This is a genomic window from Aquabacterium sp. A7-Y (assembly GCF_026153205.1).
Lineage (GTDB): Bacteria > Pseudomonadota > Gammaproteobacteria > Burkholderiales > Burkholderiaceae_C > Caldimonas.
In genome coordinates this window covers 113,407-131,531 of sequence record NZ_JAPFBW010000022.1, presented here as the reverse complement: position 1 = coordinate 131,531, position 18,125 = coordinate 113,407, and the positions used below count along the sequence as shown (strand labels likewise).

Sequence of the window (18,125 nt, the reverse complement as noted above, 5' to 3'; positions counted from 1 at the left end):
CCGCAGGTCTTCCAGCCGGTGCGCGTCCCAGGGCGACAGGCGCAGCGGCCCCTCGCGCCGCAGCGGATCGGTCAGCAGCTCGACCATCGCCCCCACGATGGCCTTCAGCGGCGCCGCCGGCGACTCGATGCGCCGCCCGCCCGGGGCACGCAGCAGCACCAGGGACGCGTCGTCGATGGCTGCGATCTTGCGTGCGTCGAGCCAGCGTGCATCGCGCTTGAGCAGGTCGGCCAGCAGCGGCGCCAGGTCCAGGCGCTCGCCCTCGACCTCGATCCCCAGGGTGATGAGCCAGGAGCCCTCGCGCCCTGGCAGGCGCAGGGCCGACACGGGCGGGCGGCGGCGCTGCAGCTCGCCGGCGACCTCCTTGCCCAGCACCTCGCCGGTGTCGGCATCGATCACCAGCCGCCAGGCGTCGACCGGCACGCTCTCGTGCACGAAGCCGGGGCGCACCACGACCGACCAGCCCGCCTCGCGCAGCGCCGGCACCTGCTCGGCCCAGAAGTCCCCGAAAAACTCTTCCTGCACCAGGGTCCAGAGCTGCCGGTGACCCTCGGCGGCCTCGGGCGTGCGCCACTGCAAGGCCTCGTCGGGCACCGGGACCAGGCCCAAGGCCCAGAGCCGGTCCATCGCGTCCGCTTCTTCGCCGAGCCGGCGCTGCAGCAGCCGTTGCCGGCCGTCGTGCGCCGTGACCCGCTGCAGCGCCGCAGGCCGGGTGTTGAGGATGGAGCGCGGCGCCGGCGTGTCCCAGCTCCAGCCGTCCTCGCCCCGGTACGTCCAGTCGACGCGGACCACCGTGACGGTGTCGCCGCGCGGCCCGAAGGGTCCGGCCGGGCGCAGCCCGAGCAGGCCGTCGCCGCGGGTCAGCGTCTGCAAGGTGAGGCGGGGCCGGAAATGCGCCGACGCGGAAGGCGGCCACAGCCGCGGGACGGCGGGGGTGGGCGTGGCATCGCTCGGGTCGGACATGGCGGCGATTGTTGCAGGCACGCCGGCCGGAATGCCCCGGACGTCACAGAACTGCTCGTCAAGGCGCCCGCCTGCGCCTGCAACTTGATGCATCGGGATTTATCGGGATGGCACAGGCTGTAGGCCTGGCCGATGGTGAGGAGCACCAAGCGGGCCCCTGCGCGGGGCCGCTTGCACTAGCGACAGGTCGGCCGTTCGCGCGGCAGACCTGCACCAACACAAACAAGGACCAGCGTGCCGCCGCATGCCTGAACCGAACGGGGTGGGGGTTGCCGTCGATCCATCGCCATGCGGCAGTGCGGCCCATGCTCTTCAACAAGGAGAAGGCCCATGTCATCCGAGGAAACGACCGCAGGCCCCGTCTCGCAACCCGCCTGGCGAGGCCCGGCCCGCCGCGTGATGCTGGGCTGGGATGGTGAGGGATGGCGGGTGGTGCGCGAGCAGCGTGTGCCGCTCATGACGCTGCCGCCGTCCGATCCGCTGCCCGACGGCCCGCAGGCCGGCGCACAAGGCAGCTTCTGCATCGAGGCGCGCGACGCCGGCGATGGCCTCTATTACCGTCGCCTGATGGCCGACCCGCTGGCCGCCGTCCCGTCGCCCTGGCCGCCCGGTCCGGCCCCGGGGCACGCGCCACAGCCTCGCCCCGAGGTGCTGCTCGAAGTCCTGATCCCGGACCTGCCCGAGATCAGCGAGCTCCACCTGGTGAGCCTGCCGGGCGACGCCGCGACCGGCACGCCGCGGACCTCGCGCGCGGTACTGAAGCTGTTGCGCACCGGGACCTCGGGCGGCGGCGGAGGGACCGGCGGAACCGGGCAGTCCAGCCACGCCAGCGGCGAGCCGCACTGAACGCAGCGGCCCTCAGGCCGAGGCCAGCCGCGTCATCGTCGCACTGGCCTGCGCGACCGCATGCAGGCGCTTCGAGAGATAGTCAGCCAGCCGCACATGCTGGCTGTAGATCACATTGAAGCGCAGGTGGGTGTCGGCCGTCGCCGCTTCGGCACGGAAGGTGGCGCCGCCGGCCAGCAGGATGCCGTTGCGGTAGGCGTCCTTGGCCAGCAGGTCCAGGTCCAGCGCCCCAGGCGCGCGTCCCCACAGCCACAAGCCGCCGTCGGCGCCGTGCTCGACCACGATGCCGGCCTGCTGCAGCAGCCGCGCCGCGGCGACGCGGGCAACACCCAGGCGTTGCTGCAGGCGCTCGACATGCTTGCGGAAGCGTCCGGTGGACAGCACCTCCAGCAGCACATGCTCGTTGAGCGCCGGCGTGGTCAGCACCGAGTACATCTTCTCGCGCAGCAGTGGCTTGAGCAGATCCGGATCGGCGGCGAGATAACCCAGACGCAGCGCCGGGCTCAGCACCTTGCAGAAGCTGGAGTAGTAGATGACGCGCGAGAGCCCGCCCATCTGCGCCAGCCGCGTCGGCTGCCCGGGATGCAGGTGGCCGTGCACATCGTCCTCGGCGATCAGCACCTGGTGGCGCTCGGCCAGCATCAGCAGGCGATGCAGGTTGGCGGCGCTGCAGCCCCAGCCGGTGGGGTTGTGCAGCACGCTCTGCACGAAAATCAGGCGTGGCCGGTGCCGGATGCAAGCCGCCTCCAGCTGATCGAGGTCCAGGCCGTCGGGGCGCCGCGCGACCGGCACGATGTGCACACGCGCCTGGCGCAGGCGCCCGAACAACAGGTGGTAGCCCGGGTCCTCGACGATCACCGCGTCGCCGGGCTGCAGCAGGCTGCGGCAGATCAGGTCGATCGCGTGGGTGCTGCCCTGGGTGGTCAGCACCCGACTCGCGTCCACGGCGATGCCCTGGCTGCGCATCAGCGTGGCCAGCCGCTCGCGCAGCGTCGGCAGACCCTGGGGCGGGCAGCGAGCCGCCATGCCGCCCGGGCACTTCAGCAGCGCCCGGTGGACCAGCGCGGCGGGCAACGCCTCTTCCAGCCAGGTCACGGGCAGCGCGCCGCTGCTGGCCAGCAGCAGGCCGGCCGGCTGGTCGTGCGCCTGCTGGGCCAGCCAGACCGGATCGTGCTCGTCGCCGGCTTCGAGCAGGCTGTCGTCCACCAGCGAGCGGACCGCCTCAGAGACGAAATAGCCGGCGGTGCCGCGCGCGTCGATCAGACCATCGGCAACCAGGCGGTCATAGGCGTTTACCACCGTGTTCGGGCTGACCGCCAGCTGCGCGGCCAGCTGGCGGATCGAGCTGAGTTTGGCGCCCGGCGCCAGCTGCCCGGCGGCAATCAGGCCGCGCAGGCCGGTTTCGATCTGTTCGGCCAGGGGCAGGGCGGAATGGCGGTCCAGCAAGAGCATGTCGGCGCGACGGCGGGGTGACGGGACTGCGCCGATTGTGGCTCAGCGCACCGTCGGGTCGAGCGCTATCGGAGCGCTCTGTTCCAGCCAGCGCAGCCGGCGCTCCAGGTCCGCGAGGTCGCTGGCCTTGCGCAGATAGCGCTCCTCCGGGCTCAGGCCGGCCTGCGATATCGCGCCGGCGAGTCGGCGTGCCCAGCCGGGTGACGACAAGCCGGCGGCGGCGCTGCTCAAGGAGCGGGTGGGGGAAGCAGGTGTGGGGCGGGCGGTCATGCGGGTACTCCTCCTACGTCTGGAGCTTTGAAGATAGGCGCTGGCGTGTCGCCTGCGAAGGCACAGTCGGGCACTGCTGTGCTCCTACTGTGTCAATGCCGAGACAGATACAGCGGCGGCCCCGGGCTGCGCCGGACCCGCTGCGCGACGAGGGCTCAGGAGGCCCGCACAGCGGCCGGCGTGCCGAAGCGCGGAGCGACCGGCGGCCACTGCCCGGCGCGCACGCGCTCCTGGTACCAGACCAGCATGGCCGCGTCCTCGACCGCGTACTCGCCGCGGGCGGAGCGCCACACCAGCGGCGGCTCACGTTCGCGCAGGCGCTCCAGGGCGGCATGCACCTCGACGGCGGTGACCGGGAGCCAGGGGCATTGCGTGGCCCAGAAAGCCTGCGACTCCGCATCGTCGATCTTGAAGCGCCGCCCCTGCTCCAGCAGCCGCCACAGCACCGCCTGCTCCAGAGGGCGCAAGGCCAGGTAGCGCGTTTCGCGCTCGTCGGCCTCGGCCGCCTGGCAACGCACCGCCGCCGCCTGCACCTGCAGCTCGAAGCGCTGGCCGCTGTCGTTCATCGGGTTGAGCGCGTTGCCCACGGCCACGAAAAACGGCGCCGGGCGCTGCCGGAAGGCCCGGAAGGCCTCGGCCAGGGCCTGGCGGTTCACCGGGCGCAGCTCGGGCCGGCGCGTCTCGATCAGGCGCACCACGTACTCGACATAGGCGACACCCAGCTTGGGCAGGCTGTGGATGGTGGAGCCGCGAAAGGGTGCGCCGCTCGCGTCGAGCAGGCGCAACAACTTGTCCCGATGCGAGCCGGACATCACCAGAAGCAGGTTCACGTGGGCGCCGGCGTTGAGCTGCACGCAGGCTTGCTTGAGCGCCGCCATCGCCCGTTCGCCGGCCTCGCTGGTCAGCGCGTGCTCGGCGTCGTCGACGATCAGGGCCACCGGGCGCGCGCAGATCTCCTGCAGCGCGCACAGCGCATCGGTCAGCGTGGTGCCTTCGGGGGCCCCGGTGCGGCCCGCCTCCAGCGCCGGCCACAGGGCGCCGCCCAGTGCCGCGAGCCGCGCCTTCGGGATGGTGGCCGAGAGGCCACGCAGTTGTGATGCGAGCGCGCGGCCCACCGCATCGACCAATAGCTCGGCGGGGTCGCGCCGCCGGTCGGCGCCGAGGTCGACATAGACGACGACCGCGCGCGAGCGCGCCAACTCCGGCTCCAGGTCCAGGCGCAGAAAGCTGGAGGTGCCGGTGCCGCGCGGGGCTATCAGGAACAGGCCGTTCTGCAGTCCGCCGAAGGCGGCCTCGCCGCGCAGCTGACGGGCCAGCTCGCTGGCGAGCTCGGGGCGCGCAAAGTGCATGTGCATCGACTCGTGTACATAAGTCATGCACTTTATGGAGCTTCGCGGCCTCTTCGTCAAACGGCTGAGGTGACAGGGTCCCGCCGTATGCCCCCGCGCCCCTCGGTCAGACGTCGGCCGGTAGCACCACCTCGGCGCGCAAGCCTCCTTCCAGGCGGTTGCTCAAGCTGAGCGTGCCGCCGCAACGGGTGGTGAGATCGCGTGCGATATAGAGGCCGAGTCCCATGCCACCGGTATCCCTATTGCGGGATCCTTCCAGCCGGTAGAAGGGCTGGAACACCGCCTCCAGCCGGTCGGGCGGGATGCCAGGACCGCGGTCGTCCACGGAGATGGTGACCCAGCCGGCCCGGGATACCACGCCGACCTGTGCTCGCTCGCCGTAGCGAAGCGCATTGCCCACCAGGTTGGAGACCACCCGCCGGAGCGCCGCGGGCGGCACGCTCGCCACCGCTGCCGAATTTCCCGCGAAGCCGACCGGCTGGCCCTGCTCCGCGAGGTCGTCAACGAGCGACTGCACCAGCGCCGCGATGTCGGTGCTGCGCGCCGGCTCCGGCACGCCGGCGCCTCGGAACACTTCCAGCGAGGCCTCGATCAGCTGGCCCATCTCGCGGATGTCGTCGATGCAGCGCTCGGCCGCGGGCTCGCCGGCCAGGCCTTCCATGCGCAGGCGCATGCGCGTGAGCGGCGTGCGCAGATCGTGCGAAAGCGCGGCGATCAGCAGCTCGCGCGCCCTGAACTGTTCGTGCAGCCGGTCGGCCATCTCGTTGAACACGCGCGCCGTCTCGCGCACCTCCAGCGTGCCCCGCGCCTCGTCGAGCCGCGGCATCGCCTCGCCCCGCCCCAGCGCAATGCCAAGCGACCGGGAGGCGCCGACCAGCCCGCGCATCGGTGCCGACAGCCAGCGGGCGCCCCACCAGGCTGCCACGCCGATGAGCAGGATGCGGATCGCATAGTCCCCCAGCAGCGGACCGGCAGGCATCGTGCGACGGCGGACCGAGGCAGCCGGCGACGACATGCCGGGCTCCGCCCCGCGCGGCACCAGCCGACGCTCCGGCTCACGGGCCTGCAGCCCGGGCAGCGGCGGCAGGGACGGCAGGGGCGGCAGCACCGCCGGGTGCGACTCACCGCGCCAGCGGAGGCCGGCCTGCACGGCACCCCAGGCCACCATGTTGCTCACCACCAGGGCCACCCATCAGCAGGAACAGGCGCTTGAACAGCGTGTCCCGCCACCAGGCCCTCATCGCAGCTCCTTGGGGTCGAAGAGATAACCTTCACCGCGCAGGGTGCGGATCAGGCGCGGTTCGCGCGGCGCGTCGTCGAGCTTCTGCCTCAGCCGCGACACCGCGAGGTCGACGCTGCGGTCGTTGACCTCCACGCCCGGCGCCCGCGTCAGCTCGATCAGCTGGTCGCGGCTGAGCACGCGGCGCGGATGATCGACGAAGGCCGACAGCAACCGGTACTCGGCATTCGACAGCGCCACCAGCACCTGGCGCGGCGACAGCAACTCGCGCCGCAGCCGGTCGAAACACCAGCCGTCGAAGCGGGCCATGGCCCGGGCCCCGCGCGTGGCGGCGCCGCCTTCGCACGCCAAGCCGGAGCGCCGCAGCACCGCCTTGATGCGCGCCACCAGCTCGCGCGGTTCGAAGGGCTTGCCGATGTAGTCGTCGGCGCCCATCTCCAGCCCCACCACCCGGCTGGCCGCATCGCCCTGCGCGGTCAGCACGATGACCGGCAACTGCACCTCCTGCTGCACCCACTGGCACAGCGCGAGCCCGTGGCCGTCGGGCAGCATCAGGTCGAGCACCACGACGTCGTAGGCCCCCGCGACCACCGCCTGCCGCATCGCGGCGGCACTGGCCGCGGGGGTCACGCTCATACCGAAGTCCTTCAGGTAGTCCTGCACGCTGGTGCGGATCTGCACATCGTCGTCGACCACCAGGCATCGAATCATCCACCGCTCCTTGCAGAGGCAGGCGCTCCGCCCCGGGCGGCCTGCGCGAGAGCGCCACTGTACGTCAGCGCCCGCCCGGCTCATCCGGCCAGGCCCACCTTGAGCCGGGCCACATAGCCGGTTGCCGGATTGCCGGTGACGCTCGCGAGCTGCAGCGACACACCGTCCCGGAAGGCGCTGTCGCGCTCGAAGCTGATACGTCTCAAACGGGCGACGCTGGACTCGTAGCCGGGGGAGCTTGCATACACCTCGCGGCACACCTCCACAGGCAGCGCCAGTTGCGAGGTCCTGAGCTTGTTTGAAAAGGCGGTGGCCGAGTTGGCCGACGCATAGAGTTCGACATGCAGGTGCGGCATGCGGCCTTCATAACAGCCTGGAAACACCGTCACGAAGCTCAGACGCCCGTCGCTGTCGCTCTCCTGCACGCCGCGCAGGAAATTCTGGTCCGCGACACTGGGGGAATACATCGAGTAGTCGCCCTCGCGGGTGCATTGCCAGAGGTAGACGGCGTGGCCCTGGAGCGGGGCGCAGGACCGCCTGGCATCGACCAGTTGCAACTCGACCGTCAAGGGCACGCCCTCGGCGGTGCCGGTGGCGCCGGCGATGCTGCTGCGGATGTCGCGGCGTACGATGCCACTCAGCGCCAGTGCGTTGGCGATCGCGCCGCCGCTGTGGTTGGAGCCGTCGGCGGGATAGGGGCCGGCGGTTTCGTCCGGAATGCTGCGGCAGGACGAGGCCCGGCGGCGCGCGCTGGCACCCTCCGTGGCCGCGGCGGCGCTGCTGCCCTCGTCCGCGCCGCCGCCACAGCCCAACAGTGTCAATGTGCTTGCGCCGGTGAGCCAGCGCAGCGCGCGGCGGCGGTCGGCCGCGCCAGCCATCAGGTGGCGCAGGTCGTGCGCCAGGCCCGCATCGTGATCGTGCATGCCATCCTCCAAATGAGTCATCGGGGATGACGATTCAAGCACCCCAGCTTGTCCGCCGTTTGGCCACTTCGTGTCGGCCTCGACACAATGGCCGGCGCGCAGCGCCAGCCCCACAGGCATGGGTCCCCGCGTGTCCCGCGGTCGGCGCGAGGCATCCGCCCGGCGGAGCTGCTTCGGCGAGCATCGCGTGCGCTCTCGCCAGAATGTTCCTTGCCGCGTTGCGGTGCTCCGTGGTGCGCTGATGCAGGAAGTCGCGCCGCATTGCCGCGATGCGCGCATGGCAAGTCGCCAGTCCTCGCTGCAGTCAGCGGGCGTCGGCCGGGTGATCGGCAGGGCCGTCCGGCAGGTGTTCGATCAGGTCCTCCACCGGGCAGCTGAAGTAGCGGCACAGCTTGTCGACGATGTCGGTGCCGGTGCTGTAGCCGCGCTGGTTGAGGATCTTGGACAAGGTCATCCGGTTGACGCCCGAGCCGACGGCCACCTCCTGGACCGTCACGTGGCGCCCCTCCTGGAACTGTTTTTTCTCGATCTGTTCACCCAGCTTGAAGCGGATCACGGCGTGCCTCGGCGACGGTGATGTGGTGTGGTGCGGTGTGGAACAAGACGATGCGAGCCCGGCTCCTGCCCGACCGATCCTCCGCCGTGAACCCCCGGCCCTCCGAGGCATTATGAAAGACCCGAACCGGCTGTCGACGGCAATGGCATGACTTGCAGCAGAGGCTCTGCCGCCGGGCCGCGGCAGAGCCGTGACATCATGGCGGGCTCTCGTGCCTCCTCGGGCGCGGGAAACACCCTGATGACAGACTCGCCGGAGTGCAAGCACCCAGCGGGTGCCTCAAAGGGTCCCTGCACAACTGGCAGCAGGCGCTGCTCGCCGACCCCACGGCCTGCCGGACCTGCCGGACCTGCCGGCTCGGCGTGCAGGCCTGCCCGGAGCGGGCCATCACGCTCGCGCGCCTGCCCTCCGGGGGCACGGCGCCGGCGCCCTGAAACCCCAAGCGTTTCAGCCCGGGCGGCGCATGTTTCAGGTCCTGCGGGCGGACGAGTCGGCGCGATGCACATCGAAGGCGCCAGAGGCGTCCAGGATGCCGGCGGCGCGCCGCTGCTGCTCGCCGTCCTCGGCGTCGACGGTCAGCAGCACACTGCCCCGGTGCGCGACCTGGGCGTAGTTGCGATCATAGGCATCGGCTCGGCCACTGCTGCGCCGGCCGTTGCCGACCAGGAAATTGCCCTCGACCGGTCCCGCCTCGTCGACGGTGGAGCTGAGGTGCACGCTGTCGGCATCGAAGCCCGAGCTCAGCAGGGTCAGGCGCGCCTGCTCGGCATCGCCGAGACGGTCGTAGGTGCGTACCACTTCATGTGACATAGGGTTCTCCATCGATGGGGCGACCCGCCCCGCCGGGCTCGGAGGGTGGCTTCAGGTCTCGCGGAGCAGGCGGTGCAAGCGCCGTTCCCGTGCCGGCGCTCAGCCCGCGCCGTCGTCGAAGTGCGGCGCCTCCCAACCCAGCAGCTCGGCGAGACGGCGGATGATCCACACGGCCTCGGGCGCCGAGACGCCGGACTCGGGCCTCTGCAGCCCGAGGTAAATGCGGCGCAGCACCTCGTCCTCGTTGATGTGCACGCTGAACAGCAGGGTCTTGCCATGCTCCACCAGGTGGTGGGCGAGGTCCTCGCAGATCTCATAGCGCGCGCGCACCACCGCGAGGGGTTCGGTGAGCCGCCGCCGGGCATCGCTGTAGAGCGCGTAGAAGGAGGGCGGGATCTCGATCTGGTATTCATCTGACATGTGCAGGTTGTACCGCAAGCCGAAGCGGTCTTGCGCACGGGGACGTTAAGCTCGCCCGATGAGCCTTGCACCTCGCCTGCACGATGTCTTCTCCGCCCCCTCCCCCGCCGTCGCGCGCGCCCTGATCGGCGCGACCCTGCTGGTCGACGGCATCGGCGGGCGTATCGTCGAGACCGAGGCCTATGACGGCGAGGACCCGGCTTCGCACACCTTCGGCGGCCGGACCGAGCGCAACGCCTCGATGTTCGGACCGCCGGCGCATGCCTATGTCTACCGCTCCTACGGCATCCACTGGTGCCTGAACTTCGTCTGCCGCGAGGCGGGCCACGGCGCCGGCGTGTTGATCCGCGCGCTCGAGCCGACCGCCGGGCTCGATCTGATGCGCCGGCGCCGCGGACTGGAAGATGCCCGCCTGCTGTGCGCGGGCCCCGGCCGGCTGTGCCAGGCGCTGGGTGTGAGCCGCGCCCTCGACGGTCGGTCGCTGGAGATGCCGCCCTTTTCGCTGGTGCTGCCCACCGAAACGCTCCCGGTGGTCGCCGGGCCCCGCATCGGCATTTCGAAGGCAGTCGACGTGCCCTGGCGGTTCGGCGCAGCGGGCTCGCGTTTCCTGAGCCGCCCCTTTCGCTGAAACGGCCCGTGCCGCGCTCCCCTGGGACAGGCAGGGCCTCTGCCATTTGCTACGGTGCGCGGGGCAGTCTCCGCTAAGGTGGACCGGCGCGGGTGACTCCCCCTGGTCGACCGGCGACCGCCCCGCATGACGGACAGACAGAAAGGCAAGGCATGAAGATCCTGATGGTCCTGACCTCCCACGACCGGCTCGGCGACAGCGGCAAGCCGACCGGCTTCTGGCTCGAAGAGTTCGCGGCGCCCTACTATGTCTTCAAGGACGCGGGGGCCGCCATCACGCTGGCTTCGCCGCGGGGCGGGCAACCGCCGCTGGACCCCAAGAGCGACGCCCCGGACGCCCAGACCGAGGCGACCCGGCGCTTCCGCGGGGACGACGACGCGCAGCGGGCACTGGCAAACACGATGGCGCTGGCCAGCGTGCCGGTGCAGGAGTACGACGCGGTCTTCTACCCCGGCGGACACGGCCCGCTGTGGGACCTGGCCGAGGACCCGGCCTCGATCGCCGCGATCGAGACACTCTACGCCGCAGGCCGGCCGGTGGCGGCCGTCTGCCACGGCCCGGCCGTGCTGCGCCGGGCTCGCACGCCCGGTGGCGCGCCGCTGGTGCAGGGCAAGGCGGTGACCGGCTTCACGAACAGCGAGGAAGAGGCCGCCGGCCTGACGAAGGTCGTGCCCTTCCTGGTCGAGGACGAGTTGCGCCGCCTGGGCGGCAACTACAGCCAGGCGCCCGACTGGCAGCCGCATGTCGTCATCGACGGACTGCTCATCACGGGCCAGAACCCGGCCTCGTCGGAGCCGGCCGCGCGGGCCCTGCTGGAGGCGCTGGGCCGGGGCGAGCTGGCCGACTGAAACGCGGCGAGGCCGCCCGCGGCGGCTTCGCCGGCTCAGGCCCCCGGCCGGCGCTCCAGCCTGAGGCCGGTGGACGGCACGAGCAAGGCACCGTCGGGCAGCAGGTCGACATGCTCGCCCGAGGCCAGCTTGTACTCCGCCATCCCGGTGGGCTCCCAGCGGTCCTGGGTGTCGCCCAGGCTGGGATCGCGCGCGAGGTGCTCATAGCCGAGCACCTTGTAGCGGGTGCCGTCGCTGCCCACGGCAGTGAAGGTCTCCAGCAGGTGTAGCTTCTTGTCCATGGCGTCTCCCGTCATGAAAAAACCGAACAGAAAACGACGGCGCCGAGGCCGCGTCCGGTCATTCTGCGACGCGGGCCCACATCCCCTCCCGCCCCGAGGTCTATGCAGGCCGGCTATGCACTCATGCCGGCGCATGCCGGTCAAGCCGGCACGCCGGCGGCCCAGGCCGGCCGGCGGTCCACCATCACACCGTCATCGATCGCACCGGCACCGGCATAGCCCCCGGCCGGCGCCTGGATGACGATGTAGTCGAGCGGCTCGCTGCCGGTGGTGCGCCAGGCGCGCGCCGCCGCCGGGTCGACCCGCACGACGGTGCCGGCCCGCACGCGGAAGATCTCGTCGTCGACCTGGAACTCGCCTTCGCCGGCGATCACGATGTAAACCTCTTCGTTGACCCGGTGGCTGTGCATGAAGGGCACCGCGGCGCGCGCCGGCAGCCGGTTCAGCGAGATCTCGAGCCCGGTCAGGCGCATCGCCTCGCGCAGGAACAGCTTACCCGGCGTGGGACGGCCGATGGCCGGGTGGGTGTAGCGGTGCTGCAGCAGCGCCTCGAATCCGCCGACGCTGGCGACGCTGAAACGCTGGGCATGCTGGACGAAGGACATGCGACTCTCCGGTTGCGGGCTGCACCATGCAAGCCCTCGGCTTCGCATTCCAGCAGTCCGGGCTGATCTCGGCTATTGTCTGGATCGACCACTTCATTGCCTTTCCTGCCATGCCCGACCTGACCATCGCCGCACTCGAAGGTGTGCTCCCGGCCTCGCTCGCGATCACCTTGGACACCTTGGCCGCGGCCAACCGGATGGCCGCCCAGGCCGGCCAGCGCGAGCTGTCCTGGCGTGTGGTCGGCAGCAGCGCCAGCGTGCCGCTGGGCCACGGCCTGTCGCTCGCCGCCGAGCCGCTGTCGCCGCGTCTGCGGCTGGGCCGCTCGGTACTCGTCGTGCCCGGGCTGCAGCTGCTTCCGCCCGAGCCCACGCGCGGGGCCCGCCGCCCGGACATGCACGGCTACCTGGTCGAGCGCATCGGCCGTCCCGACGCCCGTTGCCTCGCCGCACTGATGCAGGCCCACCATGCCCGCGGCCAGGTGCTGGCCGCGTCCTGCTCCTCGGTGCTGCTGATGGGCGAGGCCGGCCTGCTGGATGGCCGCACCGCCACCACCCACTGGGCCATCGCGGGGCTGCTGCAGGCGCGCTATCCGCAGTGCCGGGTCGACGCGACGCGCATGGTGGTCGAAGACGAGCGCCTGATCAGCGCTGGCGCCGCGATGGCCCAGATGGACCTGATGTTGCTGTTGCTCGGACGCTGCATGGGCCATCGCGTGGCCGAGCGCGTGATGCGCTACCTGCTGCTCGACAGCCGCCCCTCGCAATCGACCTACGCCGTGTGGAGCCAGCTGGCGGTGCAGGACGGCATCGTCGGCCGCATCGAGGCCATCGTCGAAGCCCGCCTGCCCGATGCGCCGGGCCTGGCCGAACTCGCGGCGCAGCTGCATGTCTCCGAGCGAACCCTGGCGCGCCGCGTGCAGCGCGCCACCGGCCAGACGCCGCTGGTGCTGATCCAGGCGGTACGCCTGCGCCGCGCCCGGCATTTGATCGAGACCACCCGTCTGCCGCTGGCCGAGGTCGCGGCCCAGGTCGGCTACACCGACCCCTCGGGCCTGCACCGGCTCACCAGCAAGGTGCTCAGGACTGCGCCCGGACGGCTGCGTCCGTCACGCTGATGCGATACAGACCATGAAAAACGCCCGCGGGGGCAAACCCCGCGGGCGTCCGTGAACCGCGGGCCCGGGGTCCACCCGGTGCCCGAGGCCGTGGAGGCAAGCTTCGCTCGCTCAGCGCACCTTGCCGTTTTTCCACGCCTGCAGCAGCGTGTCGTAGGCGATGGTCTCGCCCTTCGGCTTCTCGTTCGCCAGCTTCTTCCAGGGCGCGCCCTTGTCGCTCAGGTACTTCGCGGGATCGCCCTTCGGGTTCAGCTTGGGCGCGCAGGCGTTCATGCCGGCGCGCTCGAGGCGGGCCATCACCTGGTCCATCTCGTTGGCCAGGTTGTCCATCGCAGCCTGCGGGGTCTTCTCGCCGGTCACCGCGGTCGCGACGTTCTTCCACCACAGCTGGGCCAGCTTGGGGTAGTCGGGCACGTTGGTACCGGTCGGCGTCCAGGCCACGCGCGCCGGGCTGCGGTAGAACTCGACCAGGCCGCCGTACTTCGCCGCGTTTTTGGTGAAGTAGTCGTGGCGGATGTCGCTGTCGCGGATGAAGGTCAGACCGGTGATGGACTTCTTCAGCGAGACGGTCTTGCTGGTCACGAACTGGGCGTACAGCCAGGCCGCCGCGGTACGACCCGCGTCATGGTCCTTGAAGAAGGACCAGGAGCCGACGTCCTGGTAGCCGTTCTGCATGCCGGCCTTCCAGTACGGGCCGTTGGGGCCGGGCGCCATGCGCCACTTGGGCGTGCCGTCGGCGTTGACCACCGGCAGGCCGGCCTTGGTCATGTCGGCGGTGAAGGCGGTGTACCAGAAGATCTGCTGCGCGATCTGGCCCTGGGCCGGCACCGGGCCGGCTTCACCGAAGGTCATGCCCATGGCTTCCTTCGGTGCGTACTTCTTCATCCAGTCGATGTACTTGGTCAGCGCATAGACGGCGGCCGGCGAGTTGGTCGCGCCGCCCCGTTCGACCGACGCGCCCACCGGGGTGCACTTGTCGGCCGCGACGCGGATGCCCCACTCGTCCACCGGCATGCCGTTCGGGATGCCCTTGTCCGCGGTACCGGCCATCGACAGCCAGGCGTCGGTGAAGCGCCAGCCCAGCGAGGGGTCCTTCTTGCCGTAGTCCATGTGGCCGTAGATCGGCTTGCCGTCGATCTGCTTCACGTCGTTGGTGAAGAACTCGGCGATGTCCTCGTAGGCGCTCCAGTTCAGCGGCACGCCCAGCTCGTAGCCGTACTTGGCCTTGAACTTGTCCTTCAGGTCCTGGCGCGCGAACAGGTCGGCGCGGAACCAGTAGAGGTTGGCAAACTGCTGGTCGGGCAGCTGGTACAACTTCTTGTCGGGACCGGTGGTGAAGCTGGTGCCGATGAAGTCCTTCAGGTCCAGCCCGGGGTTGGTGTAGTCCTTGCCGGCGCCAGCCATGTAGTCGGTCAGCGGCAGGATCTTGCCGTAGCGGTAGTGCGTGCCGATCAGGTCGGAGTCAGAGATCCAGCCGTCGTAGATGGACTTGCCCGACTGCATCGAGGTCTGCAGCTTCTCGACCACGTCGCCTTCCTGGATCAGGTCGTGCTTGACCTTGATCCCGGTGATCTCGGTGAAGGCCTTGGCCAGCGTCTTGGCTTCGTACTCGTGCGTGGTGATCGTCTCGGAGACCACCGAGATTTCCTTGACACCCTGGGCCTGCAGCTTTTTCGCGGCTTCGATGAACCACTTCATCTCGGCCTGCTGCTGCTCCTTGCTGAGGGTGGACGGCTGGAACTCGGCATCGATCCACTTCTTCGCCTCGGGCTCGCCGGCCCAGGCACTGTGCCCGATGGCCAGGGCGGCTGCGGCAAAGGCCACCGCACTCAAGCGCTGCTTCATGTAGGTCTCCTCATTGGTCTGCTTCCCGGGTCTTACAAGAACACAGGCCGCGGGAAGCACCGGCCCGAATTCCAACTTGTTCATGTTCGCCGCGCCGCGGCTTTCAGCCCTTGCGCATGATCAACGCCAGCAGGGCCATCGAGAGGACAAAGCTGATCCACACGCTAGGCTCCTGCTCCAGCGAGAACCAGCTCACCATCTTCTCGCCCAGCCCGACCCACACCAGGTTCACATAGGCCGCGGTGAGCAGGCCGATGAACAGGCGATCACCCCGGGTCGTCTCCATCGGCAGCCATCCCTTGCGCGGCTCGGTCGGCGACTTCAGTTCCCACACCGTCATGCCGATCAGCATCAGCACGATGCAGCTGAAGAATACGGCGACCGGCAAGGTCCACACCATCCAGGCAAACATCTATACGCTCCTTCGTGGATTACGCACTACATCAGACGCGACCCATCGCGAAGCCCTTCGCGATGTAGTGACGCACGAACCAGATCACGATCGCGCCGGGCACGATGGTCAGCACACCGGCCGCGGCCAGCAGCGCCCAGTCCATGCCCGAGGCCGACACCGTGCGCGTCATCGTCGCGACGATGGGCTTGGCGTTCACGCTGGTCAGCGTGCGGGCCAGCAGCAGCTCCACCCAGCTGAACATGAAGCAGAAGAAGGCCGCGACCCCGACGCCCGCCTTGATCAGCGGCAGGAAGATCTTGAAGAAGAAGGCCGGGAAGGAATAGCCGTCGATGTAGGCCGTCTCGTCGATCTCGCGAGGGATGCCGCTCATGAAGCCCTCCAGGATCCACACCGCCAGCGGCACGTTGAACACCAGGTGGGCCAGCGCCACGGCGAGGTGGGTGTCCATCAGGTTCAAGGTCGTGTACAGCTGGAAGAAGGGCAGCAGGAACACCGCGGGCGGCGTCATGCGGTTGGTCAGCAGCCAGAAGAACACCTGGTGGTCACCCAGGAAGCGGTAGCGCGAGAAGGCATAGGCGGCCGGCAGCGCGACGGTGATCGAGATCACCGTGTTGATCGCCACATAGATCAGCGAGTTGATGTAGCCATCGTACCAGGACGGGTCGGTCAGGATGGTCCGGTAGTTCGCGAACGTGAACTCGCTCGGCCACAGCGAGAACCCGCCCAGGATCTCGGTGTTGGTCTTGAACGACATGTTCACCATCCAGTAGATGGGCAGGATCGCGAACAGCAGGTAGGCGAAGAGGAACAGGGTCCTCTTCTGGAAGCGCTTCTCAACCATGAGCACCCTCCGATTTGTCGACGGTGCCGATACGCTGCATCCAGGTGTAGAGGATGAAGGACACCAGCAGAATGATGAGGAAATAGATCAGCGAGAAGGCCGCCGCAGGGCCGAGGTCGAACTGGCCGACCGCTTTCTGCGTCAGGTACTGGCTGAGGAAGGTGGTGGCATTGCCGGGGCCGCCGCCGGTGAGCACGAAGGGCTCGGTGTAGATCATGAAGCTGTCCATGAAACGCAGCAGCACCGCGATCATCAGCACGCCGCGCATCTTGGGCAGCTGGATGTAGCGGAACACCGCCAGCTTGGACGCTCCGTCGATGCGCGCCGCCTGGTAGTAGGCGTCGGGGATGGAGCGCAGGCCGGCATAGGCGAGCAGCGCCACCAGCGGGGTCCAGTGCCACACGTCCATGATCAGCACGGTGATCCAGGCATGGGTGGCGTCGCCGGTGTAGCTGTAGTCGATGCCGATCTGCTGCAGCACGTAGCCCAGCAGCCCGATGTCGGTGCGGCCGTAGATCTGCCAGATCGTGCCGACCACGTTCCAGGGGATCAGCAGCGACAGCGCAACCAGCACCAGCACCGCCGAGGACTTCCAGCCCTGCGAGGGCATGGACAGCGCCAGCAGGACGCCGAGCGGCAGTTCGACGGCCAGCACCGCCAGCGAGAAGGTCAGCTGGCGCAGCAGCGCCGCGTGCAGCTCCTCGTCGCGCATCACCATCGCGAACCACTCGGTACCGACGAACACGCGCCGCTCGGGCGAGATGATGTCCTGCACCGAATAGTTCACGACGGTCATCAGCGGCAGGATGGCCGAGAAGGCCACGCAGATGAACACGGGCAGCACCAGCAGCCACGCTTTCTGATTCACGGGTTTCATAGGGTCGTCTCCGTCGCGGGGCGCTCGGCGCTCATGCGATACGTTCCTCGTTCTTGTAGAAGCAGGTGTGCGAGCCCACCACCGACCACCACACGGTGTCGCCGACATTGGGCGCGCCCAGCTCCGGGCTCAGCCGGGCCTTGAGCAGCGAAGCGCCCTCGCCCTGCCCCACCCGGCCGGTGACCAGCCAGTGGGTGCCGATGTCCTGCACCTGGGTCACTTGCACCGGCAGCGCGTCGGCGGCCTCGGCCTGGGCCGGCGCCACGTACTCGGGGCGCACGCCGAGCGTGACGTCGGCCGCCTGTTGCAGCAGCGCCGCCTTCTCGGCCGGCACGGCCAGCTGCCGCGAGCCGACGTGCAGGCGGCCCTCGGTGAAGCGGCCCTTGAGGAAGTTCATGCCCGGCGAACCGATGAAGTTGCCGACGAAGGTGTGCTCGGGCCGCTCGAAGAGCTGGTCGGCCGAGCCCACCTGCACCGCCCGGCCGCGCGTCATCACGACCACCTCGTCGGCGAAGGTGAGCGCCTCGACCTGGTCGTGCGTCACGTAGACCAGGGTCAGCTTGAGCTCGTGGTGGATCTGCTTGAGCTTGCGCCGCAGCTGCCACTTCAGGTGAGGATCGATCACGGTCAGCGGCTCGTCGAACAGCACCGCCGAGACGTCCTCGCGCACCAGGCCGCGGCCCAGCGAGATCTTCTGCTTGGCGTCGGCCGACAGGCCGGCGGCGCGCTGGTTGAGCTGGCCGCTCATCTCCAGCATCTCGGCAATCTTGCCGACCCGCTCGCGGATCTTCGCCTCGGGCACCTTGCGGTTGCGCAGCGGGAAGGCGAGGTTCTCGGCCACCGTCATCGTGTCGTAGATGACCGGGAACTGGAACACCTGGGCGATGTTGCGCTCCTGCGGGCTCAGGCGGGTCACGTCGCGGCCATCGAACTTCACCGTGCCGTGCGAGGGCTGCAGCAGGCCGGAGATGATGTTCAGCAGCGTGGTCTTGCCGCAGCCCGAGGGGCCCAGCAAGGCATAGGCACCGCCGTCGCGGAAGCTCATCTTCAGCGGCAGCAGTGCGTAGTCCTCGTCGCGCTGAGGGTTGGGGCGGTAGGCGTGCGCCAGGTCGAGGTCGATGCGTGCCATG

General features: G+C 69.7%; 21 protein-coding genes and 1 pseudogene. 5 read left to right on the top strand and 17 right to left on the bottom strand.

Annotation, left to right across the window (positions count from 1 at the left end; translation table 11 throughout):
* Positions 1-963, bottom strand: a pseudogene (locus OOT46_RS19855) (ATP-dependent helicase); the annotation flags it as partial.
* Between the two features lie 330 nt (positions 964-1,293).
* Here OOT46_RS19855 and OOT46_RS19850 point away from each other — a divergent pair.
* Complete coding sequence (locus OOT46_RS19850; RefSeq protein ID WP_265405363.1) at positions 1,294-1,809, top strand: hypothetical protein; 516 nt, start codon at positions 1,294-1,296, stop codon at positions 1,807-1,809.
* Positions 1,810-1,821: 12 nt separating this feature from the next.
* On the opposite strand, the gene OOT46_RS19845 is transcribed toward OOT46_RS19850, so the two are convergent.
* The 7 genes from OOT46_RS19845 to OOT46_RS19815 form a co-directional block, all read right to left on the bottom strand.
* Positions 1,822-3,261 carry a PLP-dependent aminotransferase family protein gene (locus tag OOT46_RS19845; protein ID WP_265405362.1) on the bottom strand — a complete coding sequence of 480 codons (1,440 nt, stop codon included), beginning with the start codon at positions 3,259-3,261 and terminating at the stop codon, positions 1,822-1,824.
* Positions 3,262-3,303: 42 nt separating this feature from the next.
* A complete protein-coding gene (locus OOT46_RS19840; protein WP_265405361.1) occupies positions 3,304-3,531 on the bottom strand; it encodes a hypothetical protein in 228 nt (75 codons plus the stop codon).
* Between the two features lie 155 nt (positions 3,532-3,686).
* The gene (locus tag OOT46_RS19835; protein ID WP_265405360.1) at positions 3,687-4,907 is read right to left on the bottom strand and encodes an ATP-binding protein; all 1,221 of its coding nucleotides are present in this window, start codon (positions 4,905-4,907) and stop codon (positions 3,687-3,689) included.
* A gap of 79 nt (positions 4,908-4,986) precedes the next feature.
* Positions 4,987-6,069, bottom strand: a complete 1,083-nt coding sequence (locus OOT46_RS19830) for an ATP-binding protein (RefSeq protein ID WP_265405359.1) — start codon at positions 6,067-6,069, stop codon at positions 4,987-4,989.
* A 48-nt stretch (positions 6,070-6,117) separates the two neighbouring features.
* Complete coding sequence (locus OOT46_RS19825) at positions 6,118-6,831, bottom strand: response regulator (protein WP_265405358.1); 714 nt, start codon at positions 6,829-6,831, stop codon at positions 6,118-6,120.
* Between the two features lie 80 nt (positions 6,832-6,911).
* Entirely contained in the window at positions 6,912-7,754 is an 843-nt protein-coding gene (locus tag OOT46_RS19820; RefSeq protein WP_265405357.1) for an intradiol ring-cleavage dioxygenase, read from the bottom strand.
* 304 nt (positions 7,755-8,058) lie between these two features.
* Complete coding sequence (locus tag OOT46_RS19815; RefSeq protein ID WP_265405356.1) at positions 8,059-8,310, bottom strand: helix-turn-helix domain-containing protein; 252 nt, start codon at positions 8,308-8,310, stop codon at positions 8,059-8,061.
* A 257-nt stretch (positions 8,311-8,567) separates the two neighbouring features.
* Here OOT46_RS19815 and OOT46_RS19810 point away from each other — a divergent pair, with 257 nt between their 5' ends.
* Positions 8,568-8,744, top strand: coding sequence for a hypothetical protein (locus tag OOT46_RS19810; protein ID WP_265405355.1), 177 nt, complete (start codon positions 8,568-8,570; stop codon positions 8,742-8,744).
* A 34-nt stretch (positions 8,745-8,778) separates the two neighbouring features.
* Here OOT46_RS19810 and OOT46_RS19805 read toward each other — a convergent pair whose 3' ends face one another.
* Positions 8,779-9,120, bottom strand: a complete 342-nt coding sequence (locus OOT46_RS19805) for a hypothetical protein (RefSeq protein WP_265405354.1) — start codon at positions 9,118-9,120, stop codon at positions 8,779-8,781.
* Positions 9,121-9,219: 99 nt separating this feature from the next.
* Complete coding sequence (locus tag OOT46_RS19800; RefSeq protein ID WP_265405353.1) at positions 9,220-9,540, bottom strand: hypothetical protein; 321 nt, start codon at positions 9,538-9,540, stop codon at positions 9,220-9,222.
* 58 nt (positions 9,541-9,598) lie between these two features.
* Here OOT46_RS19800 and OOT46_RS19795 point away from each other — a divergent pair, with 58 nt between their 5' ends.
* Both OOT46_RS19795 and OOT46_RS19790 read left to right on the top strand, forming a co-directional pair.
* Positions 9,599-10,168 carry a DNA-3-methyladenine glycosylase gene (locus tag OOT46_RS19795; RefSeq protein ID WP_265405352.1) on the top strand — a complete coding sequence of 190 codons (570 nt, stop codon included), beginning with the start codon at positions 9,599-9,601 and terminating at the stop codon, positions 10,166-10,168.
* Between the two features lie 152 nt (positions 10,169-10,320).
* Entirely contained in the window at positions 10,321-11,016 is a 696-nt protein-coding gene (locus OOT46_RS19790; protein ID WP_265405351.1) for a type 1 glutamine amidotransferase domain-containing protein, read from the top strand.
* Between the two features lie 35 nt (positions 11,017-11,051).
* Here OOT46_RS19790 and OOT46_RS19785 read toward each other — a convergent pair whose 3' ends face one another.
* Both OOT46_RS19785 and OOT46_RS19780 read right to left on the bottom strand, forming a co-directional pair.
* Entirely contained in the window at positions 11,052-11,297 is a 246-nt protein-coding gene (locus OOT46_RS19785; RefSeq protein ID WP_265405350.1) for a hypothetical protein, read from the bottom strand.
* Between the two features lie 140 nt (positions 11,298-11,437).
* A complete protein-coding gene (locus OOT46_RS19780) occupies positions 11,438-11,902 on the bottom strand; it encodes a cupin domain-containing protein (protein WP_265405349.1) in 465 nt (154 codons plus the stop codon).
* Positions 11,903-11,928: 26 nt separating this feature from the next.
* On the opposite strand from OOT46_RS19780, the gene OOT46_RS19775 reads away from it, so the two are divergent.
* Positions 11,929-13,017, top strand: a complete 1,089-nt coding sequence (locus tag OOT46_RS19775) for a GlxA family transcriptional regulator (protein WP_265405348.1) — start codon at positions 11,929-11,931, stop codon at positions 13,015-13,017.
* Between the two features lie 111 nt (positions 13,018-13,128).
* Here the strand turns inward: OOT46_RS19775 and OOT46_RS19770 are convergent, their stop codons facing one another.
* The 5 genes from OOT46_RS19770 to OOT46_RS19750 all read right to left on the bottom strand — a co-directional run bounded on the left by OOT46_RS19770 (position 13,129) and on the right by OOT46_RS19750 (position 18,124).
* Positions 13,129-14,862 (bottom strand): ABC transporter substrate-binding protein, encoded by a 1,734-nt coding sequence (locus OOT46_RS19770; RefSeq protein WP_265405347.1) that lies wholly within the window; start codon positions 14,860-14,862, stop codon positions 13,129-13,131.
* Positions 14,863-14,965: 103 nt separating this feature from the next.
* Complete coding sequence (locus OOT46_RS19765; RefSeq protein WP_265405346.1) at positions 14,966-15,274, bottom strand: DUF2160 domain-containing protein; 309 nt, start codon at positions 15,272-15,274, stop codon at positions 14,966-14,968.
* A gap of 31 nt (positions 15,275-15,305) precedes the next feature.
* Positions 15,306-16,118 carry a carbohydrate ABC transporter permease gene (locus tag OOT46_RS19760; protein ID WP_265405345.1) on the bottom strand — a complete coding sequence of 271 codons (813 nt, stop codon included), beginning with the start codon at positions 16,116-16,118 and terminating at the stop codon, positions 15,306-15,308.
* A complete protein-coding gene (locus tag OOT46_RS19755) occupies positions 16,111-16,995 on the bottom strand; it encodes a carbohydrate ABC transporter permease (RefSeq protein WP_265405344.1) in 885 nt (294 codons plus the stop codon). The genes OOT46_RS19760 and OOT46_RS19755 overlap by 8 nt, the downstream gene beginning before the upstream one ends.
* A 31-nt stretch (positions 16,996-17,026) precedes the next feature.
* Positions 17,027-18,124: an ABC transporter ATP-binding protein gene (locus OOT46_RS19750; RefSeq protein ID WP_265405343.1), complete on the bottom strand. Its 1,098-nt coding sequence runs from the start codon at positions 18,122-18,124 to the stop codon at positions 17,027-17,029.
* Position 18,125 lies beyond the last annotated feature (1 nt).

Bases quoted from the DNA above. Each gene is read 5' to 3' on its own strand.
- OOT46_RS19790 (WP_265405351.1), top strand. From the start codon at position 10,321: ATGAAGATCCTGATGGTCCTGACCTCCCACGACCGGCTCGGCGACAGC.
- OOT46_RS19840 (WP_265405361.1), bottom strand. From the start codon at position 3,531: ATGACCGCCCGCCCCACACCTGCTTCCCCCACCCGCTCCTTGAGCAGC.
- OOT46_RS19825 (WP_265405358.1), bottom strand. From the start codon at position 6,831: ATGATTCGATGCCTGGTGGTCGACGACGATGTGCAGATCCGCACCAGC.
- OOT46_RS19755 (WP_265405344.1), bottom strand. From the start codon at position 16,995: ATGAAACCCGTGAATCAGAAAGCGTGGCTGCTGGTGCTGCCCGTGTTC.
- OOT46_RS19795 (WP_265405352.1), top strand. From the start codon at position 9,599: ATGAGCCTTGCACCTCGCCTGCACGATGTCTTCTCCGCCCCCTCCCCC.
- OOT46_RS19785 (WP_265405350.1), bottom strand. From the start codon at position 11,297: ATGGACAAGAAGCTACACCTGCTGGAGACCTTCACTGCCGTGGGCAGC.
- OOT46_RS19835 (WP_265405360.1), bottom strand. From the start codon at position 4,907: ATGACTTATGTACACGAGTCGATGCACATGCACTTTGCGCGCCCCGAG.
- OOT46_RS19850 (WP_265405363.1), top strand. From the start codon at position 1,294: ATGTCATCCGAGGAAACGACCGCAGGCCCCGTCTCGCAACCCGCCTGG.
- OOT46_RS19780 (WP_265405349.1), bottom strand. From the start codon at position 11,902: ATGTCCTTCGTCCAGCATGCCCAGCGTTTCAGCGTCGCCAGCGTCGGC.
- OOT46_RS19775 (WP_265405348.1), top strand. From the start codon at position 11,929: ATGCAAGCCCTCGGCTTCGCATTCCAGCAGTCCGGGCTGATCTCGGCT.
- OOT46_RS19845 (WP_265405362.1), bottom strand. From the start codon at position 3,261: ATGCTCTTGCTGGACCGCCATTCCGCCCTGCCCCTGGCCGAACAGATC.
- OOT46_RS19750 (WP_265405343.1), bottom strand. From the start codon at position 18,124: ATGGCACGCATCGACCTCGACCTGGCGCACGCCTACCGCCCCAACCCT.
- OOT46_RS19760 (WP_265405345.1), bottom strand. From the start codon at position 16,118: ATGGTTGAGAAGCGCTTCCAGAAGAGGACCCTGTTCCTCTTCGCCTAC.
- OOT46_RS19800 (WP_265405353.1), bottom strand. From the start codon at position 9,540: ATGTCAGATGAATACCAGATCGAGATCCCGCCCTCCTTCTACGCGCTC.
- OOT46_RS19805 (WP_265405354.1), bottom strand. From the start codon at position 9,120: ATGTCACATGAAGTGGTACGCACCTACGACCGTCTCGGCGATGCCGAG.
- OOT46_RS19765 (WP_265405346.1), bottom strand. From the start codon at position 15,274: ATGTTTGCCTGGATGGTGTGGACCTTGCCGGTCGCCGTATTCTTCAGC.
- OOT46_RS19820 (WP_265405357.1), bottom strand. From the start codon at position 7,754: ATGCACGATCACGATGCGGGCCTGGCGCACGACCTGCGCCACCTGATG.
- OOT46_RS19770 (WP_265405347.1), bottom strand. From the start codon at position 14,862: ATGAAGCAGCGCTTGAGTGCGGTGGCCTTTGCCGCAGCCGCCCTGGCC.